Source organism: Kordiimonas sp. (assembly GCF_048260245.1).
In the GTDB taxonomy this organism is placed as follows: Bacteria; Pseudomonadota; Alphaproteobacteria; order Sphingomonadales; family Kordiimonadaceae; genus Kordiimonas.
The window spans coordinates 1-21,981 of record NZ_JBLXGZ010000041.1 but is presented as its reverse complement, the minus strand read 5'-3'; the positions used below and the strand labels follow the sequence as shown (position 1 = coordinate 21,981).

The following is a 21,981-nucleotide window of genomic DNA, read 5'->3' as shown; positions in this document are numbered from 1 at the left end:
CAACGTGCACTTTAGCCACTCGTCTCCCAGTGGCGAGATGGGGACGTACTTCTTTTACAACGTCAATGTCCGCTCGCCCTGCCGCGCAAGATTCGGAGGGTGATCTATGAGCGTACACCCAAAATCGCGAAATATTATTGCGCGACAAAACCCATCGTATTTTGCGAACGCAACACACCATAGCTCCACAGTGTAACATCAACTACAGGGACGCCCTCTCCGACCATGCCCGAGATTTCCGCACAAAATGCCTATCATTTTTTTTTGCAATGCAATAGCGGCCAGCAGCGGCCTCATGCGCGCGTCCGCTTTCGACCCAAAGCGGACATGAGCCGGCTCAATACCATGATGTACCACCGGCTATTTCAGCTTGATATCGATCCAATAGTCCTCGGGGACATTCTGGATGTCAACGCCTTGCTGCTGGTTCTCTATGCGAAAAATCCTGCGCGGATGCGCTTTCAGTTCGGCGAAGGCCGCAACAATATCCGGATGACCATGAAAATAGGCATCCAGCGTTCCTTCTCTGAACGCAGCCTTCAGCCCTTCCTCTATCAGGGCAGCTTTGTGTTCATCGCGGGTATTGAGGTAGAAAAACTCGTCAAAACGGTAGCTGATGAGAAAGTTGGGTTCTATAACGAAGGGATCGGTATCATCAGACGAGCTTTCCAGGGCGAGATCCCTGAACACTTCCTGCATGCCGCGCGGGAACGCGATGAAGCGGCCGTTACGGAGCATACCCCATAGCTGGTGCACTGTACCGGTTACGACCTTGAACCCCGCTTGTCGCAAAATTGGAGTATCGGGCCAAGTCGCACCTGAGCCGAATGTGATCTGCGCCTGCAACTGATCCATAGTTTTAATCGTTTCAAACCGTTGGCGGGAACTTTCGAGGATCACCAGCATTCTGTAGCCAAGCAGGCCGCGCGTTAAGGGAAAGCGCACCATACGCAACCGCTTCTCGCGCGAAACATCATATCCTGTCGGATATACATCAAAGGGTGCGGTACCGGCCTCCAAGGCTCGTAGCGCGCGCCCCTGATTATAGTCAAAGGGCACAATGACCACTTCATGCTCCCCGGGGAGAGCACTGATGGCAACTTGCAGAAGGCCCAGTTCATATTTATCGAAAGTCGCCTGGTCAGGCAACGCGGCTATCCGGAACGTTTCAGCCTTTGCTGGCCAGCAGGCCCCAGCCGCGAGCAACCACAGCAGGCCAAAGACTCTGAGTTTGGCAGGGACATTCAATCTGGTCATATTCAAACCTTCTCGCTCCCCTTCCTGCTGGCATTTTGAACATTATCGCTTCTTGTTGGCACCAGCCTCTGCCTGCGCCGTCACTGTGAACGCGAGAGGGGGGCGAACTCAAGGCTGAAGTTAAACTCCGCATCTTAAAATACCCTAAAGATGTCGATCAAGTCGCGATTGCCCTGCACCTTCGATCCATCAAAGCCTTAAAGGCACCGCACACAGACAAGCCATCCAGACAGCATGCTGCTCGCACGACTGGGTGGTTTACCCCTTGATTAACCATTCACACCTAAAGTGGCTGAACGGACTGAGGAGTACTGCGCCGATGGCTGATGTGCCGAGCGGAATGACAATAAAAATACAATCGTTTGTATTGGCCTCTTGTAAAGGTTTTTTCTCCGTGCTAGTGAACAAGACAATCGATTGTACAAAAGGCATCTGGGAGGGATTTGCTGATGACAAACGTACACCCGCAGGATTCGTTCTCCTGCATGATATCGCGCGGCTCGGAAACAGCTTCGCTTTATCGCTCTCGGCTCTTGAAAGGTACGGCCACTATTGCGCTCGCTGCAGGACTTGGATCGTTCTCTGCACTTGCACAGGACAGCCAGGAAACCAACAATGACTTTGTCATTGACGAAATCGTGGTGTCCGCCACCAAAACAGGCGCTAAAGCGCTGAGTGACGTTCCGATGGCTATTCAGGCGTTCAGCGCGGAATCGCTTGCGACCCGGAACATCCGTGAAGGCGCAGACCTGATCAAACTGATCCCCGGCGCGTCGCAAGCGCAGGAAATTGGTGCTGGTTACCGGGTCTTCTCGCTGCGTGGTTCCGGTGCTGCCGGCCCGGTTGGTGACGGCATGATCGGCTATTATCTGGACGACACACCTTTTGGTGTGCCGAACTTCCAGTACGCACCGCCGTTGCAATATTTCGATATTGAACGGGTTGAGGTGCTGCGTGGCCCACAAGGCACACTTTACGGCCAAGGCTCCATGGGTGGTGCCTTCATTTACCGGACCAAGAGCCCGGACCTTGAAGACTTCGGTGTTGAGGGCGAGCTTTCCCTGTCCAAAACCCGTGGCGCTGACAAGCTTAACTATCGCGGCTCCGCAGCGGTTTCAGTGCCATTGGTGAAGGAAAAGCTGGGCCTCAGGGTTAGCACCAGCTACGACTATCGTGCCGGCTACGCGGATATCTATCCAGGCGAATTTACCGGGTCCCCACTCGTGACCGACGCCAATAATATCGAAGCCACCAACATTCACGCTGTCATGCTATGGAAACCCACGGATCGCCTGACTGTACGGTCGCGCGTGTGGCGTTTCTCGACCGACCAGGACTATCTCAATGTGCTGAACTCGGTCGACCCGGCCTATGCCCTCAATCAGGGCGATTTCGAAGGGTATGACCGTCGCCGCGCTGTCTATTATTCAAATACCATCACCTATGATTTCGATGCCGTAACCCTGACGAACGCCACATCCTACCAGCGCTCCATGCCCGGTGGTTTTGGTGTTGGTCTTGGCCTTGGCGCCCCGCTTGGTATCGGCATCCTGAAAAACGGCACCAGCGCCAAAAACTTCGTCAACGAGTTCCGTCTGGCGTCGGCGGGCGATGGTCCGCTGCACTGGGTTGGCGGTGCGTTCTACCAGAACGCCAGAAGCGACTATGACTTCAGCCTAAATTTCACCAGCCTTGCACTGACTGGCGAAACCATTACCCGCACGGAAAATGGTTCGCTGTTCGGTGAAGTCAGCTATGACCTGATGGGCGGCAAACTGGTACCGCTGTTTGGTATCCGCTACTTCAAGGACAGCCGCAGTTCTGACTCTGTCTCGAACGGAGTTCCGACATCGAGCGACGACGACCTCGACGCATGGACCTGGCGTGCAAACCTCGCCTTCTACCCGAATGACAACTGGATGCTGTTCTTCAACGCCGGCACCGGTTTCCGCAGCAGCATCCTGCAGTCGCAGGCCCAAGCTGACGCGGTGATCGCTGATGGTGTGCCGAGCGGTATTTCGCTCAGCCCCGACAAGCTGCGCAACATCGAAATCGGTGCCAAAGGCTCGCTGTTCGAAGACCAACTGCGCCTCGGCGTCAGTGTCTATGACATTCGCTACACCAATTTGCAAAGCGCGTTCAACACCTCGATCGGGCTATCGGCTTTTGCCAACCTTGGTGACGCCAAAACCCAGGGTCTTGACGTTGAGATGCAGTGGCTCACGCCGGTTGAAGGCCTGAACATCAGCGCTGTTGCCAACTTCAACTCGGCTGAGTTTACCGATGTGATCGAGGCTTATGCAGCCGCTGATCCGCGTGCAGCCAATGGTGAGCGGCTCTATAACACCCCGCCCCACAACATCCGCTTCGATGTGGATTATACCACACCGGTCGGCGACGACTGGGAGCTGAACGCGAACGCGTCAGCCACCTTCAACGGTGAATCGAAAAACCAGGATGCAACGGTCGGCACGCTTGACTCGTATTCGCTCTATGACGCCAGCGTCGCGCTTCGTCGTGGCCGTTATGAGTTCAGGCTCTTTGGTTCCAACCTGAGCGACCTGCGTGGTCCCACCTCGGCAAACGGCCCGACCCTGCTTGCAGGCCCGCGCCCGCGTACCATCGGCCTTGCCTTTCGCCTATATATGGACTGATCGGACGCAAGTCGGGGTATAAACAACAAAAGAAGGGCCGGGATAATCTCCCGGTCCTTTGCTTTTTCTAGCCTCCCGCCCTCAGTAAAGTCATTCGCTGCATAAAAAAATCGGCGGAACGCAATTTTTTCACTCCGCCGTTTCTCAGGCATGGGGAAGGAAGCCCGGGGGAAACATGGTTATGGCTTGCGCCGGTCCAGTTCAGACGCGTCAATCAGATCCAGAAGGCCATCCGTGATTGCCTCTTCCGCACAGCCGGGCTTCAGGCGCGAGGACAGTACTTCAAAGGTATATTGGCCGTAGGCGGCGTCGTGCGGAATATAGCCGGACGGCGCATAGCCGTTCGTAAGCGTAGCCATCATGGTGCGCGCTGAAGGTGCCTTTGCCTTGAACTTCACCGAGATCGGGTTGAAGACTTCAGCATTCACGCCGCCAAGCACGATATCGCCAATGCGCAGCAGGCTAAGCCGGATCGGTACCGGGTCGGCATCGGCATAGCTGCCCGGCGCGCCGGCGCGACCCTCGTCCGTCCGGACACGGCCGGGGCACTGTACATTCTTCGCTGTGCCATAAATCACCGGCACGGCCTCAGGCCGGTCAAGATTGGCGCGCATGACATGCAGCACTTCCTCGCCAAGCATCTGCCCCATCGAAGCGGTCATCTGTTCCTGCTGTTTCATCAGCTTGCGAACCTGCGGGTCATCGCGGTCGAGACCCTGCCCGCCCGGCGGCATGGCGTTACTGATGTCGATCCCTCTTGATGCAAATTCACGGATACGAATTTCACGCAGGTCATAGGTCTGCTGGAAATAAATCGGGTTCTGGTCACCGGCCGCACCCTCAGACCACAAGGCGACAGCGTCACCGACCAGGGATTCCTCAATATAGCGCGAAGCAGCACCGGGGATGTCCGCACTGATCTTGTCGCTTTGGCCAGTCAGCACCGCGTGGACCGCATAGTTATAATAGACGGCGATGGGCTGGCCTTGCGCGTCCAGTACACCCAACACGGCAACCGTCTTGTCAGACGGTCCGCCATAGTTCGGCCCTTCCCACCATTTGCGGGTATCGGGGTCGATCATGTTCCGGTTGACGTTGATATGGGAAACCCCTTCGCCGTAGGCGATTGTCGCGGGTTCAAGCGCCGCAGCCGCCTGACGAATGGCATCCACAATCCTGTCCGACAGGGCTGGCCCCATGTCACGCGGTACACTGTGGGTGTGGGTCGCCGTGACGAGGATATTGGCTGCCGGGATGCCCAAGCTCTCCGCCGCCCTCTCTGTCACGCTTCGCCACACAGTGTCCGGCACCGCGCCGGCGTCCACACTCACAAGCGCTGCCGTACGCCCGTCGCTCTCGAGCACAAGGGCACGGACATTGATGGGGTCCATCACGCCAAGGAACCCTTTGGGCAGGGACGACGGATCGGGCGTGATATCAAGTTTGGCGGCCCCTGCACGCAGCTCCGGGGCACCGGCAGAACTACTGTCTTCCGCCATACTGGCGGCGCCGCAAGCCTGCAGCACAGCGAGGCTTGCCGATGCGATTTTCAAGAATCTTTTCATGGAATTCTTCCTTGCTTTGCCGTGAAGCGAATGCCGGAGAGTGCAGGCACACCTGCACTCGGGCTGATTGTTTTAAAGCTTCTGGCCGAAGGCGCGGCGCAGGGCATCCAGCTTGGCATTGATAAACTGGCGGGCCGGGTAGGTCTCGGGCGCGACGCGGTCAAAGCCGTGGAACGCGCCGGGCACCACCAGAAGCTCGGTTGCGACACCGGCTTCCAGCAGCCGGTTGGCATACTGGATGTCTTCGCTGACAAACAGGTCGACACCACCGACCTCAATAAAGGCAGGCGCCAACCCGGAGAGGTCCTTCACCCGCGCAGGCACGCCCGCCGCGGGTACGGATGCGGTTCCCGGCTCCTGCCCGAGGAAGGATTGCCAGCCAAAACGGTTGGCTTTGGCGTCCCAGCCCACAGCCCCGATATGGGCCGGCGGGAAATGTGTTGAGCCCGTACGGTCATCAAGCATGGGGTAGACGAGCGCCTGCAGCACGAGCGGCACCTCGCCGCGGTCGCGCGCGGTGATCGCGAGCCGGGCTGCGTGGCCGCCACCGGCACTTTCACCCATGACCGCGATGCGTTCAGGGTCAAGGCCGAGGCTTGCGGCACCGCGGTACATCCACACGAGCCCTGCATAGTTGTCTTCCACCGAACCTTTATACGTGGTCTCGGGCGCGAGGCGATATTCCACACTGACAACAATGCAGTCGAGCGCAGCAGCAACATCCTGCATGTAGCGGATTTCCCATTTGGCCGCGCCTGCGATATACCCGCCGCCGTGCATGTGCAATATGCCGGGGCGTTTTTCGCCGGGCCTGGCGTTCACGATAAACACCGATACTTCATGCCCGCCCCGCTCTACCCTGATCTTGCGTTCTTCATAGGGAATGTCGGTCCGGTGCTCGCCCGCGAAAGCCGCACCGCCCGCGCGCAGGCCTTCGAGTGTTTCCGCGCCAATCGGAGGCATCTTGGAGACCATGTCCAGAATGCTCTGGGCGGCGGGGCGCAGTTCAGGGTCAATGGCCGCAAGCGGGTCTACGGGCTTCCGCGCCGTGTCATCAAAGGAAAGGGCTGTTGCACGGGCCGCTGGGCCGGCCAATATGGTCGCGGCGACGGCGGTGCCGGTGAGTTTCATCAAGTCGCGTCTGTTGAAGCTGGTCATGTATCTTCTCCTATCAAGCGAAAAGCGAGGGGCGTGGCCCCGGCATCTTTTGTGCTATTTCCCGGTATTCTTCTCAAAGTGCCTGTCCAACCAGGCGCTGAACTGGTCAAGCCAGTACCCCACCGGCATGTTCGGCAAGCCAAGGCCAAAACCATGGCCGCCTTCCTCGAACAGATGCACCTCCACCGGACGGCCTGCGCTACGCAGCGCATCCAGCATGATCATGCTGTTTTTGACCGGCACTGCCGGGTCATCAAGCGCATGCATCAGGAATACCGGCGGCGTTGCGTCGGTAACGTGCCGAACCGGCGACCGGAGGGCGACAAGCTCGCCAGACGGCTCGGGCCCGAGGAGCAGCAGGGCAGATTCCGCATGGGTTACCGGCGCCTCTACACTGATCACGGGGTAGATGAGGCCCGTGAGGTCAGGTCGCGCCGACAGGTTGTCCGCCGCATCAACAGGCTCATATACTTGTTCATCAAAGGCGGTGGCCAAGGTTGCCGCGAGGTGACCGCCAGCCGAAAAGCCGACAACCGCCACTTTGTCTGTGCCCAGCCCATAGTGCACAGCGTGATGCCGCACGAGGCGCACGGCACGCTGGGCATCCTGAAGCGGCACGTTGGACCTGTTTGTCCAGCCCTCGCCCGGCAGCCGGTAAACCAGCACAAAGACGGTATAGCCAAGGCTTGTCATGCGCTCGGCAAGGTCAACACCCTCATTCTGGATGGAGACAAAGCGGTAAGCACCGCCCGGAATTGCCAGCAACGCCCTCCCGTTCGGCTTCTCAGGTGTGAAAATGCGCAGTTCAGGCCTCGCCACGTTACGAATGAAAATATCCGGCCAGTCTTCGGGCGGCGCCTGGGCTTCATATCCACTTTCGGGCAAATGCGCCGGCCAAAGCGGCATAGTTGGTGCGTTATCCCAGGCCTCGGACCGGGGCGGTAATGGAGGAAATTTTTCGTCTGTGGCAGCAAGGCTCGCGCTCGTTGCCTGAATGATTGCAAAAATACCGGTGACCATCGCCACCATAAACCGGCGCCATCTCCGGCCCGATTGTTGATCATTGTTTTTTTTGCTCATCTGGTCAGCTCCCCTTCCCGGAACAGTCCCTCATGAAGTCCATGTCGGGATAACCTTAGGTGTTTTGCTTCACCGTTACTGGCGCCGCAAAGGTCAATTGTTTTTCAGGCCCGGCGTTTTCCGTGTAGGGCCCAAGGAAAATCAGCTTTTCATCCATCCTGGCGGGGGAGATGATGCTTGCGCCGAACAGGTCACCAAGCTCAGGCAACCGGCTTCCCGCCGCATGAAACGGCTGCCACGGACCGTCCAGTGTCTTTGCCTTGTATAGTCGCATCTCCATGGTCACTTCCGCGTTCGGTTGCCCTTCATAAAGCCGGTCACAGGCTGAAATCAGCAGATAATAAACCCCACTGGCGTCATCCTGGTATATTTTTGGTACCTCGGCCTGGGTAAACTGGTCTGCGTCCGGCAAAGTGATGGGCGCATAGAGGCGGTCCAGAATGAACCTGCCGTCCTCTTTTCGGATTGCTGCCCTTGCGACCGCAGGCACGGCTGGTCCCATCTTGGCAGCCCAGACCGCATTCAGCACCCCGTTGGCATCATAAAACAGGTATGGGTCGCGCCAGGCGAGGATCGGCCCACCCTCTTCCCCGGTGTTCCACCCCAATTCTTCCTTGGGGCCAAGGAAGTACCCGGCAGCCCTGATCTTTTCATAGTCCCGAACCGGGCAGGACAAAGCCTCATTTGGCCACTCGCCCACTGCATCCGACAGGTCGCCTTCGGCGACGAAGATCGTCTGGATAAATTCTGTTTCCGGCGTGCCCGCCCTGAGGCCGGTGAAACCGTATAACCAGCGGCCGTCCGGTGCCTGCAGGACTGAACCACTCCAGACGTTTCTTTCGTCCGCACCGTCGGCGACAGCGCCCGGCTTTGCGACGGCACCCAGGTCACACCAACTCAGGCCGTCATCATGAGAGACAAAATGACGGACATGAAACGGAAAACTGTTCCTGTCCCCCGGCATGATCGGCGTGCCATCAGGCGCAGTGCGGCTTAAGGCCAGGCTGTACAGGTGCAACGAGACACCGTCATATGCCGTCCATGAGTCCCACAGCCAAAGCGCGGGGTGGCGGATGCCGCCCCGGAAAACCTCGGTACAGCGGGGCGGAATATCAACAAGGGATTGGATGCTCATACAAATTTCTTGTTCGTCATGAATATTGAAGCAGGTTCGCCTCGCGCAAGGCTTGCTCGACAGGCTTTTTCCAGCAGTTCCAGATGGTAAAGGCAAAAAGCGCCATGGACAGGATTGTCGCCATCACGAAGCCCACGCGCATGTCTCCGTCGCCAAAGCTGTCGCTGACATAGGCCATGACAAGCGGCGCAAAGGCTGCGGACAGCGCGGTAAAGAAGAGGATCAGCCCCGCTACAGCGCCATGGTCGCTTTTCGGGAAACAGCTGATACCTTTGGAATTGAGCGTCGGGTAAATGACCGACATGAACAGGCCGGAGAGTGGCAGCAGATAAACAGCAACCTCCCGGCCGAGGAGCGAGCTTAGCGCAAAGCAGGCAAAGATTAGGCCCGAGAAGACCAGCACCACCACACCCCAAGGCGCGCGTTCGAGCACATAGGCGCCAAGGAACCGCCCGATGGCGCGCAGGGTGAAAAAGATCATCACGGCGTAGGTTGCGATGAAGCCTGAAAAACCAGCACCCACAAAGCCATCGAGGAAGGTGGGAAGCCACACGAAAATCGCGACCTCACACGCGACATAGAGCGCAATCGCCATGGAGAAACCAAGCGCATATTTGTTCCTGATCAGGGACAGGCTGCGCATCAGCGATGTGGGCGTTTCCATCCCCGCCATGGTTACCGGGTAGCGCGTCATGGCTGCGGTCAAGATCATAGCGGCGCAAAGGCCTGCCGCGATGGCGTACAGATGGGTCCAGGCCAATCCCTGCTGGGCCAGCACCACCACCAGAAGCGGCCCGATGATCGCGCCGACCCCAAAGAAGCCCTCAACCTTGTTCATGCGCACGGTGTGGTCTTCGGTCGAGCGGGAAATATCACCGATGAGCGCAAGGGCGGCTGTCTTGAATATCCCGATGGCAAGGCCCGCAATAAACAGCAGCCCCAGATACAGATAAAAGTCCTGCCCAAGCATGAACGCGGCATTTGCCACCATGTAGATGCCGAGGCCGAGAATAATAATCGGCTTGCGGCCAAACCGGTCGGCCAGGAACCCGAGCGCAAGGCCGCTGGCGGCAATCGCCACCATGCTTGCCCAGTGAAACGCACTGGCTTCGATATTGGACAGACCCATTTCAAGCTTGGCTATCTTGATGATCTCGCCCACGGCATCGGTTGTCATGGCAAAGACAAAGAACATGCCATATGTCAGTGCGGCGACGGTTGCCGTGCCTGCGGACCTGGCGGAATCAGAAATTTGGTTCATGCGCTCACTCTCCCTGAGGGGGACTATTGCACTATTGTACAATCGTTTGCAATGCCATAATACAAACGATTGTATTTATCGGTTTTCGGACCTTTCGATAAGGAGGCTACCTTGAATTGTTCAACAGGAAACCCTGTCATTGGCGGCATTGACGCTGGCGGCACCACTTTCAAATGCGCACTGGCAACGCCGACTGGTGATATCCTGAATCGGGCCAGGGTTCCTGTCACAACACCTGAACAAACCCTGACCGGGGTTCGAGTTTTTTTCAGGGAAGCGCTTGCTGCGCAGGATGCAAGAATGACCGCTTTGGGGGTGGCGTCGTTTGGGCCAGTCAATATCGACCCAACATCGGCGCAATATGGCACAATCCTGGACACCCCGAAGCCAGGCTGGAGCCGCTTTAACCTAAGAGAGAGCCTGCAAAATGATCTACAAGTGCCTGTTTTCCTCAATACTGATGTGAACGGAGCCCTGCTCGCAGAAATGACATGGGGTGCCGCGCAAAACTGCAAAGGCGTTGCCTATGTAACCGTCGGCACTGGCATTGGCGCGGGTATTTATTCTCGCGGGTGTTTTTTGGGGCACCCTTCCCACCCTGAATTTGGGCATATACGAGTCAAACAGCATCCGGCAGATAGCGATTTTACAGGCAACTGCCTGTTCCATGGGGACTGTCTTGAGGGGCTGGCCAGCGCAAAGGCTATCGCCGCACGGTTTGGCGACCCAGCCAGCCTCCCCGAGCACCACGCCATTTGGGATATTGAGGCCTATTATCTCGCGCAGGCCTGCCTGAGCTTGGTGCTGACAACGCGGGTGGAGAGGATCGTCCTCGGGGGTGGCATATTGCTCGCCAAGGGTCTTATTGAAAAGGTTCGGTCAGCCTATGACGGGCTGCAGAACGGTTATGTTCAAGACCACGCCACCGCAGACCTGATCATGACGCCGGGTCTTGGCGACGATGCGGGCCTGAAGGGTGGTATTCTCCTCGCCATGAACGAGCATAGCCCATCGTGAGGTCACTGCTGGCGACACTGGCAACGGAGCTTACTGGGCTTAGGTATCAATCGTGGACTGGCGCACAATCAGGCGGGTGGGGGTCGTCATCGATTCCACCTGCTCGCCAGCCAACTTACGCAAAAGAAGGTCAACCATCATCTCGCCCCCCTCTTTTATACTCTGGTCGATGGTGGTCAGATGCGGCACCACCATGGTGGAGTGGTTGATGTTGTCGTAGCCCACAATCGCCACATCGTGCGGAACCTTTAGCCCACGGGCATTGACCGCATGTAACGCCGCGATCGCAAGCACATCGGAGCTGGCAAAAACAGTATCAAACCGCCCGCCGGCATCAATGAATTCCAGTGTTTTCTGGAAGGCGTTCTGCCCGCCGAAGTCAAGGCCAAGGATTAGTCCTTCGGGGTGGGCAAGCCCAACGGCTTCATGAGCATCCTGCAGCCCCGAATACCGGAGTACAACCTCAGGCAACTCCATATTGCCTATAAAGAGAATACGCCGCCGGCCCAGACTTAAAAGATGCTCAGCCGCCAACCTGCCACCTTCGCGGTTGTCGCTGCCCACGAGGGTATAGTCCGCCTCTTCAGTCCAACCACCCCAGACCACCACACGGTCCCTGAGATTGCCGAGGTTATGAAGCCTGTCTTTCAGACCTGCCTGACCGATCAGGATAAGGCCATCCGCCCGCCCTGCCTCAAGCAGGCGCTTTTCGGCGATCGTTTCCTTCTCCTTCGGCAGGCTGACCACAAGGTCATATCCCGCATCGGACGCGGAATCACCCACAGCCGCAATCATTTCGAGGAAGAAGGGATCAGAAATGGTCTGCCCGGATTCTGGTCGCAGCGGGATAACAAGGCCGATCGCCTCGCTGGTTTGCCGCCGCAAGCTACGTGCCGAAGTGTTGATGACATATCCTGTCGAGGAGGCGACCTCGAGAATATGCTTCTTGGTCTCAGGCTTGACCCTCGGGCTGTCGCTGAGCGCGCGAGAAACGGTCGAGATATCCACACCAGCCATCTTGGCCAGTTCCGACATGGTTATTTTTGTTCGGCGTTCCTGCATTTGCTAAGGACCGGATTTCCCAAGTTGCGTTCTAGACTGATAAAACATCCGCAACTATCAATAGTGGTACATGGCTGAAAGGGCAACACGGAAGGAGTGTTATGCAGATGCCCAAGCTGTGAGGGCTTTCATCGCCCCTCCCGCACAGGAGATCGCCAGCCTACCGGATGGCATCAAGTTCAGATATTGGAAACCTGGTGCAAACTCGTCCGCTTTGGCGGCACAATCCAAAACGGCACTCGCGGTTTGTACGCAGTGTTTGACCAGAATCTTAAGCGAAACGGTCTGGGCCCTAGCGCCCAATTCGGATGGGTAGATGCCCTTTAGACCGCCACTATGGTTTTGGCATCAAACAGAGAGGCCCATTTAAGAAAGTGTGTCCCAGTGATGTTGTTGGCGCGTGTTTTCGCAGCTACATTTCAGCGTCGAGCCCGATGCACCACTCGTAGAGTAAATTTAGTCAGCGCCATGAGATTTTATACAAGGCCATCAGGCGGACGAACCTCGTTCAACACGGTAGTGCGCAATATATAAGAATTGGCGTTGCGAACAGCGCAGAGTTTTCACTAAGGGTCAAATATACTTGCAAACTTGAAAGTACAGGCGGATATCCAGTAATTTTTTGGTAGGAAACTGTCGCATCTGCTTTTGGCCTATTCCGTTGAAAAACTCTTGTTGAATGCCGATTGAGGCTCTGATTCACTTGTGTCGAGAGGAAGCGGGAGGATTGGGCGATGATGGGTCGGCAGGCAAGTGGTCAGAAGCAGCTGTTTTACGCGTTTGACCTAGAGACGGTTGTTCCCGATGATCATCTGCTGCGCGGTATTGACGCCTGCCTTGACCTGAGCGACCTGCGGTCGCATCTTGCCGTCTTTTATAGCCACACAGGCCGACCATCGATCGATCCCGAACTGATGATGCGCATGCTGATTGTGGGCTATGCCTTTGGCATCCGGTCAGAGCGGCGACTGTGCGAGGAAGTCCGGCTCAATCTGGCCTACCGCTGGTTCTGCCGTCTGGGCCTTGAGGATGCGGTGCCTGATCATTCGACCTTCTCCAAGAACAGGCATGGTCGCTTCCGCGAAAGCGGCTTGTTTCGCCATGTGTTTGAGACAGTGTTGTCCCGTTGCATGGAAGCCGGGCTTGTGGGCGGTGAAGGCTTTGCCATCGACGCGAGCCTTATCAAGGCGGACGCCAACCGACAACGCGGTATTCCCGGGACGGAGGAGATTGACTGGACTGCCCCAAGCGTCGCCACCCGGCCAGTGCGGGAATATCTGGAGGCACTTGACGAAGCTGAGCCCAATGGCAAGACCCCTAAGAATATATCGCTCACCGACCCTGCTTCCCGCTGGACATCGGCGGCTGGCGGTCCGGCTTTCTATGCCTATTCTGCCAATTATCTGATCGATCTGGATGTGGGCATCATCCTCGATAGTGAGACGACAACAGCGCGGCGCACCGAAGAGGTGGACACTACTCAGGTGATGATCGAACGAACAGAAGAACGCTTTGGCATCAGGCCGGACCGCCTGGCGGCTGATACAGCCTATGGTTCGGCGCCGACCCTCGCCTGGCTGGTGGAGGAGAAAGAGATCGAGCCGCATATCCCTGTGTGGGACAAGTCGGCCGGTAAGGAAGGTCTGTTCCCCCGTTCGGCCTTCACCTTCGATGCAGATAGGAACGAATATATCTGCCCGACCGGACACGCGCTTCACACCACAGGCCGGATAACGACGGACCATACGATCCTTTATCGGTCGCGCAATCATCACTGCGCGGGCTGTACGCTCAAGCCAAGGTGCTGCCCCAATACACCGAACCGCAAGATCGCCCGATCAGTGCATGAAGAAGCCCGTGACTATGCTCGGTCACTCAGAGACACACCCGGCTACCTTCAGTCCCGCAAGGACAGGAAGAAGGTGGAGATGGCCTTTGCCCACCTCAAGCGCATCCTCAAGCTGGATCGCCTGCGGCTCCGCGGCCTCTCTGGGGCGAACGATGAACTGCCGCTAGCTGCGACAGCCCTAAACCTCAGAAAGATAGCTAAAATGATCTGGAAACCACCGAAAATGGACGGGAAAAGTGTGCCTGCATGACACCAAAACACCCCTCTCACCCGCCTAAAACCGCCAAACAGGCGATGAAGGCGGGAACTGAAGCTCGTTCGATACACAGTCCGGACACCTCATGGGCCTGAACAGCCGTCTCAGAACAGTTTTTCAACGGAATAAGCCGAAATAAGACATATATGAGAATTCTACGTAAAGCTCCCCTCCCCTAACCGGGCTGGTCTGAGAAAAGCCAAAAAGGCAAACAGCGGCATTAATTCTGTCCAAAAATTTCCAGACATTTTTCGTGTCGCTTTTCGTGTGCGGGTGTTACTTCCAGCAACTCAAATATGCTACGGATTTGTCGTAACCACATCATCTAGTGATCAGATCGAACGGAATTAATGTCATGGGACAGAAGATAATCACCTCACTTCAAGAAGGCGTATACATAATACTGTTATGCCGCAGTCACACCTAGACAAGATCGTCCAAGTCCGTCGATATTATCGATCGGTCACCGTTCGCCGCGTCACTCTGAAGCCGGGCTCCTCAGACAGAGTTTAAAGAAATCACCTGTTCTTCACATTTTCAGAAGTAGACGGCCCAGGAGCAGCATCAATTTTCTGACACACAATATTGGACTGGTATTCGGCCTTGGAGACCTTGTCTGTATCTCGGACTGCTGGCACTCTCCAACTATCTGGCAACGACCACACTGCATTCACAGCGTATTTTTCACTGGATGGTTATCTTCTCGAACCACCCAAAAGAAAAACGCCGCCCCGCTGGGGGCGACGTGTTTTCAAACGCCTTTTCAACCGTTACCTTGCCAATGCCCATACGAGCTGGCGCATGGGCTAAACTACTTCATTCGCAATCACCGTACCACACGGTCAAGCCAGCCTTTTACAGTTTTAACGTAAGCTGCCGGCAACACATGTTTACTATCAAATGAAGCCGTGTCGGGCGCAACACCCGCCGCGGCGATGAGTTCCTCATTTTGCTTCCTTGAGGAATACTCATCTCTTTCTGCGGTGATCAAAAGCCATGGAACCTTCACATCTGGCGCGAAACGAATGGGCGAAACAGCGGCGACATTCCTTACAGCTGGCGGCACCATAGTTACAAGGTGTGTCACCCGGCTATCCTCTGCTGCCAGTACTGATCCCATTTGCGCGCCCATGCTGTACCCAACCACAAGCACCTGTTTGGTTTTGCTGTACTTTTTCAGAATCTTGTCCAGCAGAAATTTATAATCCCCCACGGTACCTGTAATCATGGCCTCATAGGCAGCACTATTACCGTTTCGGGCTGCCATGACATAGGCAATCGGCTTTTCATCGACAATGCGCGCGCCGTGTGCACGGGCGTCAAGCGCAACAACGCGAAAGCCCCGCTCAATCAGCTCCGCAGTCACATCATCGCCATACATCAGGTTATCTTCCGCGAGCCAATAAAGGCTTGAGCCCATCAAGCCGTGCATCATAACCGCGAGCGGTGCATCCGCTTTGGTTCCTTCAGACTGATAGATAAACCCCGTAATGCGATTACCATCAGGAGCATCGTAACCGAGTTGCTGAACATAGGTACCTGCAAAGCTCGCCGCGCTCGCTGCCGTCACCACAACAAAGGTGGCTAGAATTCTTATGATTGTTTTTTTCATGACAAAAGTCTCCTTTCCGGAGACCTTCTAGCGGGACATTTGTCAAACCAGCGTCAAATGCGGTCACCCCAGGACAAAACCGCCCGTGTTCCGCCATCCTGCCGCGCGGAAACCTCGAATGAAATGCCGAAATGAGAACACAGGCGCGTCACCAGCGTCAACCCGAGACCAAAGCCCCGACGTTCAGCATCCACATCACCAAAGCCGACACCGGTATCGAGAATTTCGATCTGAGCCACACCAACAGACACGGACACAGATCCACTGTCGGTGTAGGAAAGAGCATTCCGCAGAATATTACCTACCATTACGTGAGCAACGGGCTCTGGCACAGGCATCGCTACACTGTCATCTCCCGACATATTGATGGCAACATCACGTTTCCCGACCAGATGGTGATACGCCTTGATACTGTCACGACAAACATCTGTGACATTGCAGTGTTGCGCTTCCCCTGGGTCCCGACCAAGCCAAAGAATGCCCTCTGTCAATTGTTGCATATCCTTGATCGCTGACTTCAACCGCGTCAGCGCAGCGCTGGAGGCTTGCCTTTCCTCCAGCACCTCAGCCGCCCCGAAGGCAACAGCAAGTGGTGTGCGGAGCTCATGACTGGCATCACGATTGAACTGTCGTTCACGTTCCAGAAGCGCTTGAATACGGCGGTCACGTGTCTCAATTGCCTCTACAAGCGCGTGTAGTTCCTGCGGGGCCTGCGCAGGCAAAATTAACCGCCCCTCCACACTGTCGCCTGCGGCCAGCAGGTCTGCTATGTCTTCCAGCGGTCTGGAGACCTTTCGGCTCATCCTGGCAAGGAAGAAAAGCGACAACAAAAGCACAATGCCTGCCATGCCACAGATAACCAGCAAGAATCCTTTAATCTGTGGGGTGGACCGAACGAAAGGCCGGGCGTTGAAGAAAACATACAGTTTTCGCCCGTCTTGCAGGGGGCGGACCAGCGCATGAAAATGGCCATATTCCTTGCCAAAAACTTCAAATGCCCCGTTCGTGTAAGTCGGGTCAACTTTGGCAGCCAGCCAATCCGGCATGGCATCCGTCCCGACATAATAGGTCATATCAACTCCGGTCAACGTGCCGTAGGGGACCGGTAGCTCTGGATTGTCACTCAAGAAGCGTGCCGTCGCATTTTTGACCTGTGTGTCAAAAATATTATCCTCAAGCTCAAAGCCGAAGATTACCACCATAAAAGTAAAGATGACGAAACTACTGATCAGCGCACTCACAAAAGTGCGCATGATCATACTGCGAACGCGGCGTGGTGACGGTTTCATGTGTCCTCTTTCAGAGCATAGCCCTTGCCACGTATCGTCATCAACAATTCCGGTAGGCCAAGGGCGAAAAGAGCTCTTCTAAGATTATAGATATGTGTCCTCAATGCCCCGGATTCCGGCGGCTCATCGCCCCATAGTGCATAGCTAATGTCCGCCGCAGAGACTACATCCGGCGCAGCCTCTATGAGAAGCGCGAGTATTTTTACCTCTTTATCATGAAGTGTTTTTTCGGTTCCGTTAGCTTGCGCCCGGGCACCCGATACATCTAGGGTCAGCCCGGCGAAGAAACGCTGGGGCGAGTTGCGACTTTTTGGCCGCAGGGCCAGCGCGTCAATCCGCATCTTGAGTTCCCTGAGCGAGAAAGGTTTGACGAGATAATCGTCTGCACCGGCGACAAATCCGGCTTCTTTATCATCGATGGTATCACGAGCCGTCAACATGATGATTGGTGCCTGAAGACCAGCGGCGCGACGATAGGCGGAGCATACCTCAAGACCATCGCGGCCAGGCAGCATCACATCAAGCACGATAACGTCATACCCCCCGCCAACGGCAAGCTCCAGACCCTGGTCTCCACTGTAGGCAAAATCAAGCAGATAATCCTCTTCAAGATAGTCTGCAATATTAGCCTGGATATCCAGATTATCTTCTACGATCAGCACCCGCATGCATTGCCCTCCTTATAGTGATCAAAGACCATCGCCTCACCCGTGTCAAACGAACGTCAAATTTGATCCTGCCGTTGTTTCACCTTCATTTGACATTTCACGCTTTATGACTTGGCAAACGACAGGAGGCATATATGCATGATACAATCGAGCTGAAGCAAATCAGCCATCATTTTGACACATCGGAGGAACGTATTGAGCTGTTCCACGGACTGTCACACACCATTCGCACAGGTGAAACACTCGCAATTGTCGGTCCGTCCGGGGCGGGTAAATCCAGCCTGCTTTCCATTGCGGCCGGCCTTGAGGCACCCGTTGGCGGCACCGTTCGTTTCACCGTTGACGGCCGCGAGGTTGACGCCCTGACGCTACGCGCCAACTCCGGCTTCATTTTTCAGCAGTTTCACCTGATGCCTGAGTTGGACGCCATCGGCAATCTGGCCTTACCCCTGCGTCTCAAAGGCAATAGGGCAGCGTTCGACATCGCCGCTTCATGGCTCGAAAAAGTTGGGCTGGAAGATCGCGCAAGACACCGTCCTCATCAGCTAAGCGGCGGCGAACAGCAACGCATTGCTGTTGCCAGAGCCTTCGTTTCACAGCCGCGTTTCATTTTTGCGGATGAGCCCACTGGCAACCTCGATGCGCGCACATCAGAAAATGTTTCAAGCCTGATGTTTGACTTTGCAGCTGAAACAGGCTGCGGCCTTGTGATTGTTACCCACAGCAAACGATTGGCCCTTTGCGCGCAGAAAAGTCTTCGTCTTGAGGCAGGACGGTTGGAGGTGTCAGCATGATCATGATTAAACTCATGAGCGAAAACAGCCTTCGGAGCTTAAGCCAGCCGGATGGCCGCATCAGCCTGTTGACCCAAAGCATGCTGCTGTTTTTCTTGCTCACACTCACACTCACCAGCGCGTCCATTCAAGGGTATCTCAAAGACAACCTGGACCAAATGCTGGGGTCAGATCTGGTAATAGAAAGCCACACGCCTCTGTCGCCCGCGCAGTTTGAGTCCCTTCGGGACATGGCGGATGGCATCTCAAAAACTGCTTTATCCAACATCACATTGACCCACGGATCGAAATGGGAACGCGCCCAACTGAAGCTTGTGGATGACGCCTACCCCCTTCAGGGGACATTGCAAATCGGCAGCGCACCATCGGATGCCCAGCGCTCAGCGACAAGTGGACCCAAAGTGGGAGACATATGGCTTGGCGCCCGGCTGGCAACCAAGCTTGACCTGAAGGTGGGTGACAGACTTGTGCTTGGCAAAACCGACCTACGCGTCGGAGCCATTCTCTTTCATGAACCCGATCGTATTATGGAAGGCCACAGTGTAGCGATGCGCGCAATGGTCCACACCGCGAGCTTGAAAAGCGATCCGGCGGGCGCACAAAAGGCACGCACTCGTTATTTAGTCCTTGCGGATGAGGCCGGACAAAATACCATTGAACGCTGGACTGAAAAGACCCTTCCTGGCGCCAGCCTGATCAAAAAATATGGTGGCCAGCACCCGCTTGCCGGTTTCTGGAAGCGAACTGAAAATTTCCTCGGCCTTGCGTCGGTCATCCTGTTTTTTCTGGGAGCAGTCGCACTTGATATGACCAACCGGCGATGGCTGGCCAAAATGCGCTACCGCTTGGCGATTTATGCCAGCTTTGGCACGTCCGTTCGCACGGGCATGTTGATGGTACTGGGTGAATGGTTCCTTGGCTTTTTTGCATGCACACTGATCGCCTGCCTGTTGACTGCGCCCACCTATATATTGATTATTGCCGAATTACAGCGCTACTTCCCCGGCCTGTCGGCTGCTTGGCACTCGCTGGCAGTACTGAAAACAATTGGCCTTTTGTTCGCGCTGATGCTGGCGTTGCAACTACCCAGCTTCTTTCAGCTCCTGCGGGTGTCACTTCTCACTCTGATCCGCTCACAGTCAGATGGCAGCTATGCCTGGCCACGGGTCATAACCGGGCTTGCCTCGGTTGCTATCCTTGCCGCGTTCTATTCAGACAACTGGCTGCTGACCGGTATGATCCTGACAGCCATCGTCATGGCCGTTGCTTTAATGATCGTGCTGACGTGGGCCGTGGTGCGGCTGGGCGATTTCTGGGGTCGCAGCCGGACGGGCCTTCTACCCTTCGCATTCTTCATCATGCGCCAGCGCCTGTTCACCAAAAGCGCGCAGGTTTTGGGTCTTGGACTATGCGGCTTGCTGCTGCTCTTTACCCTTATGCTGATGCGCGACTTTGGCACCATGATGGAAGGCTACGTCCGCACCCACGATGGCAACTTGATTATTTCTGAAGCGCAGGCAGAACATACCGACGCCATCCACAGCTGGGCTCGCGAGACTGGCAGCAGCGTCCGCACATTGCGCCCCTTTGTGTCAGCGCAACTGGTTGCTGTAAACGGGCAAAGGCTCGCCGACTATATGCAAAAGCCAAGCGATACACTCGCGACCCTCAATGATCCTATCCGCCTGAGCTGGAGCGACGACATACCTGAAAACAACCGCCTGGCCGGTGGAACATGGTGGCAGGTCGGAACGGACAATTGGCGTCAGATTTCCACTGAACCAGAGGTCATGACCGACATGGGGTTCCAGTTTGGCGACACGCTTACATATCAGATAGAAGGCAAAGCGTACGAGTTCACTCTTGTGGCCAGCCACGCCTTTAAACCAGGTGGTGGGTCCGTTACTTTCTGGTTCCAGGTTCCGGCGTCAGCTCGTGCGCATATCGATGCCCCGACACGCTATATGGGCAGTATGGAATTACCAGACAATGCCTGGAACGGGCTCGCCCGACTTTGGCAACAGCATCCTACACTTGTGTTGGTACCATTAAAGGAAATAACCGACCGGTTTGACCGATTATTGGGCATCGTCACCAAAGTCACCAGCGGTTATGCCGGCATGACACTTTTGCTCGCACTGTTTGTACTTGCCGCCTCAGTCAGCGGCTTCAGCGCGGATGATCGGCAGAAAAACGGCCTGCTCATGAGTATGGGCCTGAGACAAGCTGACTGCCTGCGGCTGAACTTCTACGACTGGGGATTGACTGCCTGCATAGCTGCAACTGGTGCTATCTGCGGTGCGTGGATATCGGGCGCGCTCATGTATCAAACTCAGTTTGGCCTCACATATGCCCCCAACGTCCCTTGGTTGATTGGCACCTTGGTCGTGATGATAGGGTTGGTGTGTTTGGTAGGATTCATCGCATGTCGGCAGTCCTTGAAATCCTCAGTTCGGGACCTGCTCACCGTTTAACACCACTTCTGCAAAAAAAGCCCCTGTCTCATCCAGAGACGGGGGCCGTTGATTAAAATGCGCTTTACCCTTTATTCACGACCAATAAGCCTCTCATTGCTCCACCATTCGCCGCCGACCTTTAAAGGTCTGTCCTTCCTGACAAGCGCCCGAGAGAGCGTATTGTCCAGAGACGGGTGGTGCCCTGCTCATGGAACCCTCAATCGCTCTGGCTTCGGTCACCGATACCGCTGAAACGCTACGACTATAGGCTTAGACTTACCTTCAAAACTAAAGCTTGCATGGCCGCATGGCCCCACGGTTCGATGCCTCCAATCCAGCCGACTTGAACGCCCGTGACCTTTCAAGCATCTCAACGAGTTCTGGGATGGTGATTTGTCTATGTTTTGGGTCTGATTGACTCCGCCCCTATATACCGACTGCCGCTTTTCGGCATGTGTCCTCACGAAAGATGATTGCACACAAGTGGCGACAGTTCAGAGCCGGAAAAACACCTGAAAAATATAGACTTAAAGGACGCGTGAGGACTTTTCCAAGTCAGGCGGCACTGATTTGCCAGCCTGATAAACCTCGCTTCATATCGCGGCAACGGTGTCGCAAGATACGGGCCGAAACAGAAGTAAGTTGCCATCGGGATCATTAACAGAAACCGAGTAGTCGGTGCTACCGAAGCGCTTGGGCTTCGCGAGACACACCGTGAGCCCATGCTTCTCAAAGTGCTGAATAATTGCTTTCTCTTCCCAATCATCAAGTCGAAGGGAAATTGTAGAGGATTTCCCTTCGACTTGATGATTGGGAAGAGGAAGCAATTATTCAGCAACGGGGGCCCAGGCGTCTCAAAGTGGCGAAA

The 21,981-nt window shown here is 55.7% G+C and carries 15 protein-coding genes; 5 read left to right on the top strand and 10 right to left on the bottom strand.

Annotated features, from left to right (window positions below; translation table 11 throughout):
* Nucleotides 1–360: 360 nt before the first annotated feature.
* Nucleotides 361–1,257, bottom strand: coding sequence for a hypothetical protein (locus ACN0VM_RS16040; protein WP_417451907.1), 897 nt, complete (start codon nucleotides 1,255–1,257; stop codon nucleotides 361–363).
* A gap of 449 nt (nucleotides 1,258–1,706) precedes the next feature.
* On the opposite strand from ACN0VM_RS16040, the gene ACN0VM_RS16035 reads away from it, so the two are divergent.
* On the top strand, nucleotides 1,707–3,911 hold the full coding sequence (locus ACN0VM_RS16035) for a TonB-dependent receptor (RefSeq protein WP_417451906.1): 2,205 nt from the start codon (nucleotides 1,707–1,709) through the stop codon (nucleotides 3,909–3,911).
* A 179-nt stretch (nucleotides 3,912–4,090) separates the two neighbouring features.
* Here ACN0VM_RS16035 and ACN0VM_RS16030 read toward each other — a convergent pair whose 3' ends face one another.
* The 5 genes from ACN0VM_RS16030 to ACN0VM_RS16010 form a co-directional block, all read right to left on the bottom strand.
* On the bottom strand, nucleotides 4,091–5,476 hold the full coding sequence (locus tag ACN0VM_RS16030; protein WP_417451905.1) for a hypothetical protein: 1,386 nt from the start codon (nucleotides 5,474–5,476) through the stop codon (nucleotides 4,091–4,093).
* A 72-nt stretch (nucleotides 5,477–5,548) separates the two neighbouring features.
* Nucleotides 5,549–6,634, bottom strand: coding sequence for an alpha/beta hydrolase (locus tag ACN0VM_RS16025; protein WP_417451904.1), 1,086 nt, complete (start codon nucleotides 6,632–6,634; stop codon nucleotides 5,549–5,551).
* 54 nt (nucleotides 6,635–6,688) lie between these two features.
* Nucleotides 6,689–7,714 (bottom strand): alpha/beta hydrolase, encoded by a 1,026-nt coding sequence (locus tag ACN0VM_RS16020; RefSeq protein WP_417451903.1) that lies wholly within the window; start codon nucleotides 7,712–7,714, stop codon nucleotides 6,689–6,691.
* Between the two features lie 55 nt (nucleotides 7,715–7,769).
* Nucleotides 7,770–8,849 carry a hypothetical protein gene (locus ACN0VM_RS16015; RefSeq protein ID WP_417451902.1) on the bottom strand — a complete coding sequence of 360 codons (1,080 nt, stop codon included), beginning with the start codon at nucleotides 8,847–8,849 and terminating at the stop codon, nucleotides 7,770–7,772.
* 16 nt (nucleotides 8,850–8,865) lie between these two features.
* Nucleotides 8,866–10,110 (bottom strand): MFS transporter, encoded by a 1,245-nt coding sequence (locus ACN0VM_RS16010; RefSeq protein ID WP_417451901.1) that lies wholly within the window; start codon nucleotides 10,108–10,110, stop codon nucleotides 8,866–8,868.
* 201 nt (nucleotides 10,111–10,311) lie between these two features.
* On the opposite strand from ACN0VM_RS16010, the gene ACN0VM_RS16005 reads away from it, so the two are divergent.
* Complete coding sequence (locus ACN0VM_RS16005) at nucleotides 10,312–11,127, top strand: ROK family protein (protein ID WP_417451917.1); 816 nt, start codon at nucleotides 10,312–10,314, stop codon at nucleotides 11,125–11,127.
* Nucleotides 11,128–11,166: 39 nt separating this feature from the next.
* On the opposite strand, the gene ACN0VM_RS16000 is transcribed toward ACN0VM_RS16005, so the two are convergent.
* Nucleotides 11,167–12,162 carry a LacI family DNA-binding transcriptional regulator gene (locus ACN0VM_RS16000; RefSeq protein ID WP_417451900.1) on the bottom strand — a complete coding sequence of 332 codons (996 nt, stop codon included), beginning with the start codon at nucleotides 12,160–12,162 and terminating at the stop codon, nucleotides 11,167–11,169.
* Between the two features lie 761 nt (nucleotides 12,163–12,923).
* On the opposite strand from ACN0VM_RS16000, the gene ACN0VM_RS15995 reads away from it, so the two are divergent.
* Nucleotides 12,924–14,288 (top strand): transposase, encoded by a 1,365-nt coding sequence (locus ACN0VM_RS15995; protein ID WP_417451899.1) that lies wholly within the window; start codon nucleotides 12,924–12,926, stop codon nucleotides 14,286–14,288.
* An 832-nt stretch (nucleotides 14,289–15,120) separates the two neighbouring features.
* Here the strand turns inward: ACN0VM_RS15995 and ACN0VM_RS15990 are convergent.
* Genes ACN0VM_RS15990 through ACN0VM_RS15980 form a run of 3 tightly spaced genes read right to left on the bottom strand, consistent with a single transcriptional unit; the run spans nucleotide 15,121 to nucleotide 17,863 of the window.
* Nucleotides 15,121–15,906, bottom strand: a complete 786-nt coding sequence (locus ACN0VM_RS15990; protein ID WP_417451898.1) for an alpha/beta hydrolase family protein — start codon at nucleotides 15,904–15,906, stop codon at nucleotides 15,121–15,123.
* A 53-nt stretch (nucleotides 15,907–15,959) separates the two neighbouring features.
* Nucleotides 15,960–17,195: a sensor histidine kinase gene (locus ACN0VM_RS15985; protein ID WP_417451897.1), complete on the bottom strand. Its 1,236-nt coding sequence runs from the start codon at nucleotides 17,193–17,195 to the stop codon at nucleotides 15,960–15,962.
* Entirely contained in the window at nucleotides 17,192–17,863 is a 672-nt protein-coding gene (locus tag ACN0VM_RS15980) for a response regulator transcription factor (protein ID WP_417451896.1), read from the bottom strand. The genes ACN0VM_RS15985 and ACN0VM_RS15980 overlap by 4 nt, the downstream gene beginning before the upstream one ends.
* 134 nt (nucleotides 17,864–17,997) lie before the next feature.
* Here ACN0VM_RS15980 and ACN0VM_RS15975 point away from each other — a divergent pair, with 134 nt between their 5' ends.
* Together ACN0VM_RS15975 and ACN0VM_RS15970 are read left to right on the top strand one after the other, a co-directional pair.
* Nucleotides 17,998–18,657: an ABC transporter ATP-binding protein gene (locus ACN0VM_RS15975; RefSeq protein ID WP_417451895.1), complete on the top strand. Its 660-nt coding sequence runs from the start codon at nucleotides 17,998–18,000 to the stop codon at nucleotides 18,655–18,657.
* Nucleotides 18,654–21,131 (top strand): ABC transporter permease, encoded by a 2,478-nt coding sequence (locus tag ACN0VM_RS15970; RefSeq protein WP_417451894.1) that lies wholly within the window; start codon nucleotides 18,654–18,656, stop codon nucleotides 21,129–21,131. The genes ACN0VM_RS15975 and ACN0VM_RS15970 overlap by 4 nt, the downstream gene beginning before the upstream one ends.
* Nucleotides 21,132–21,981 lie beyond the last annotated feature (850 nt).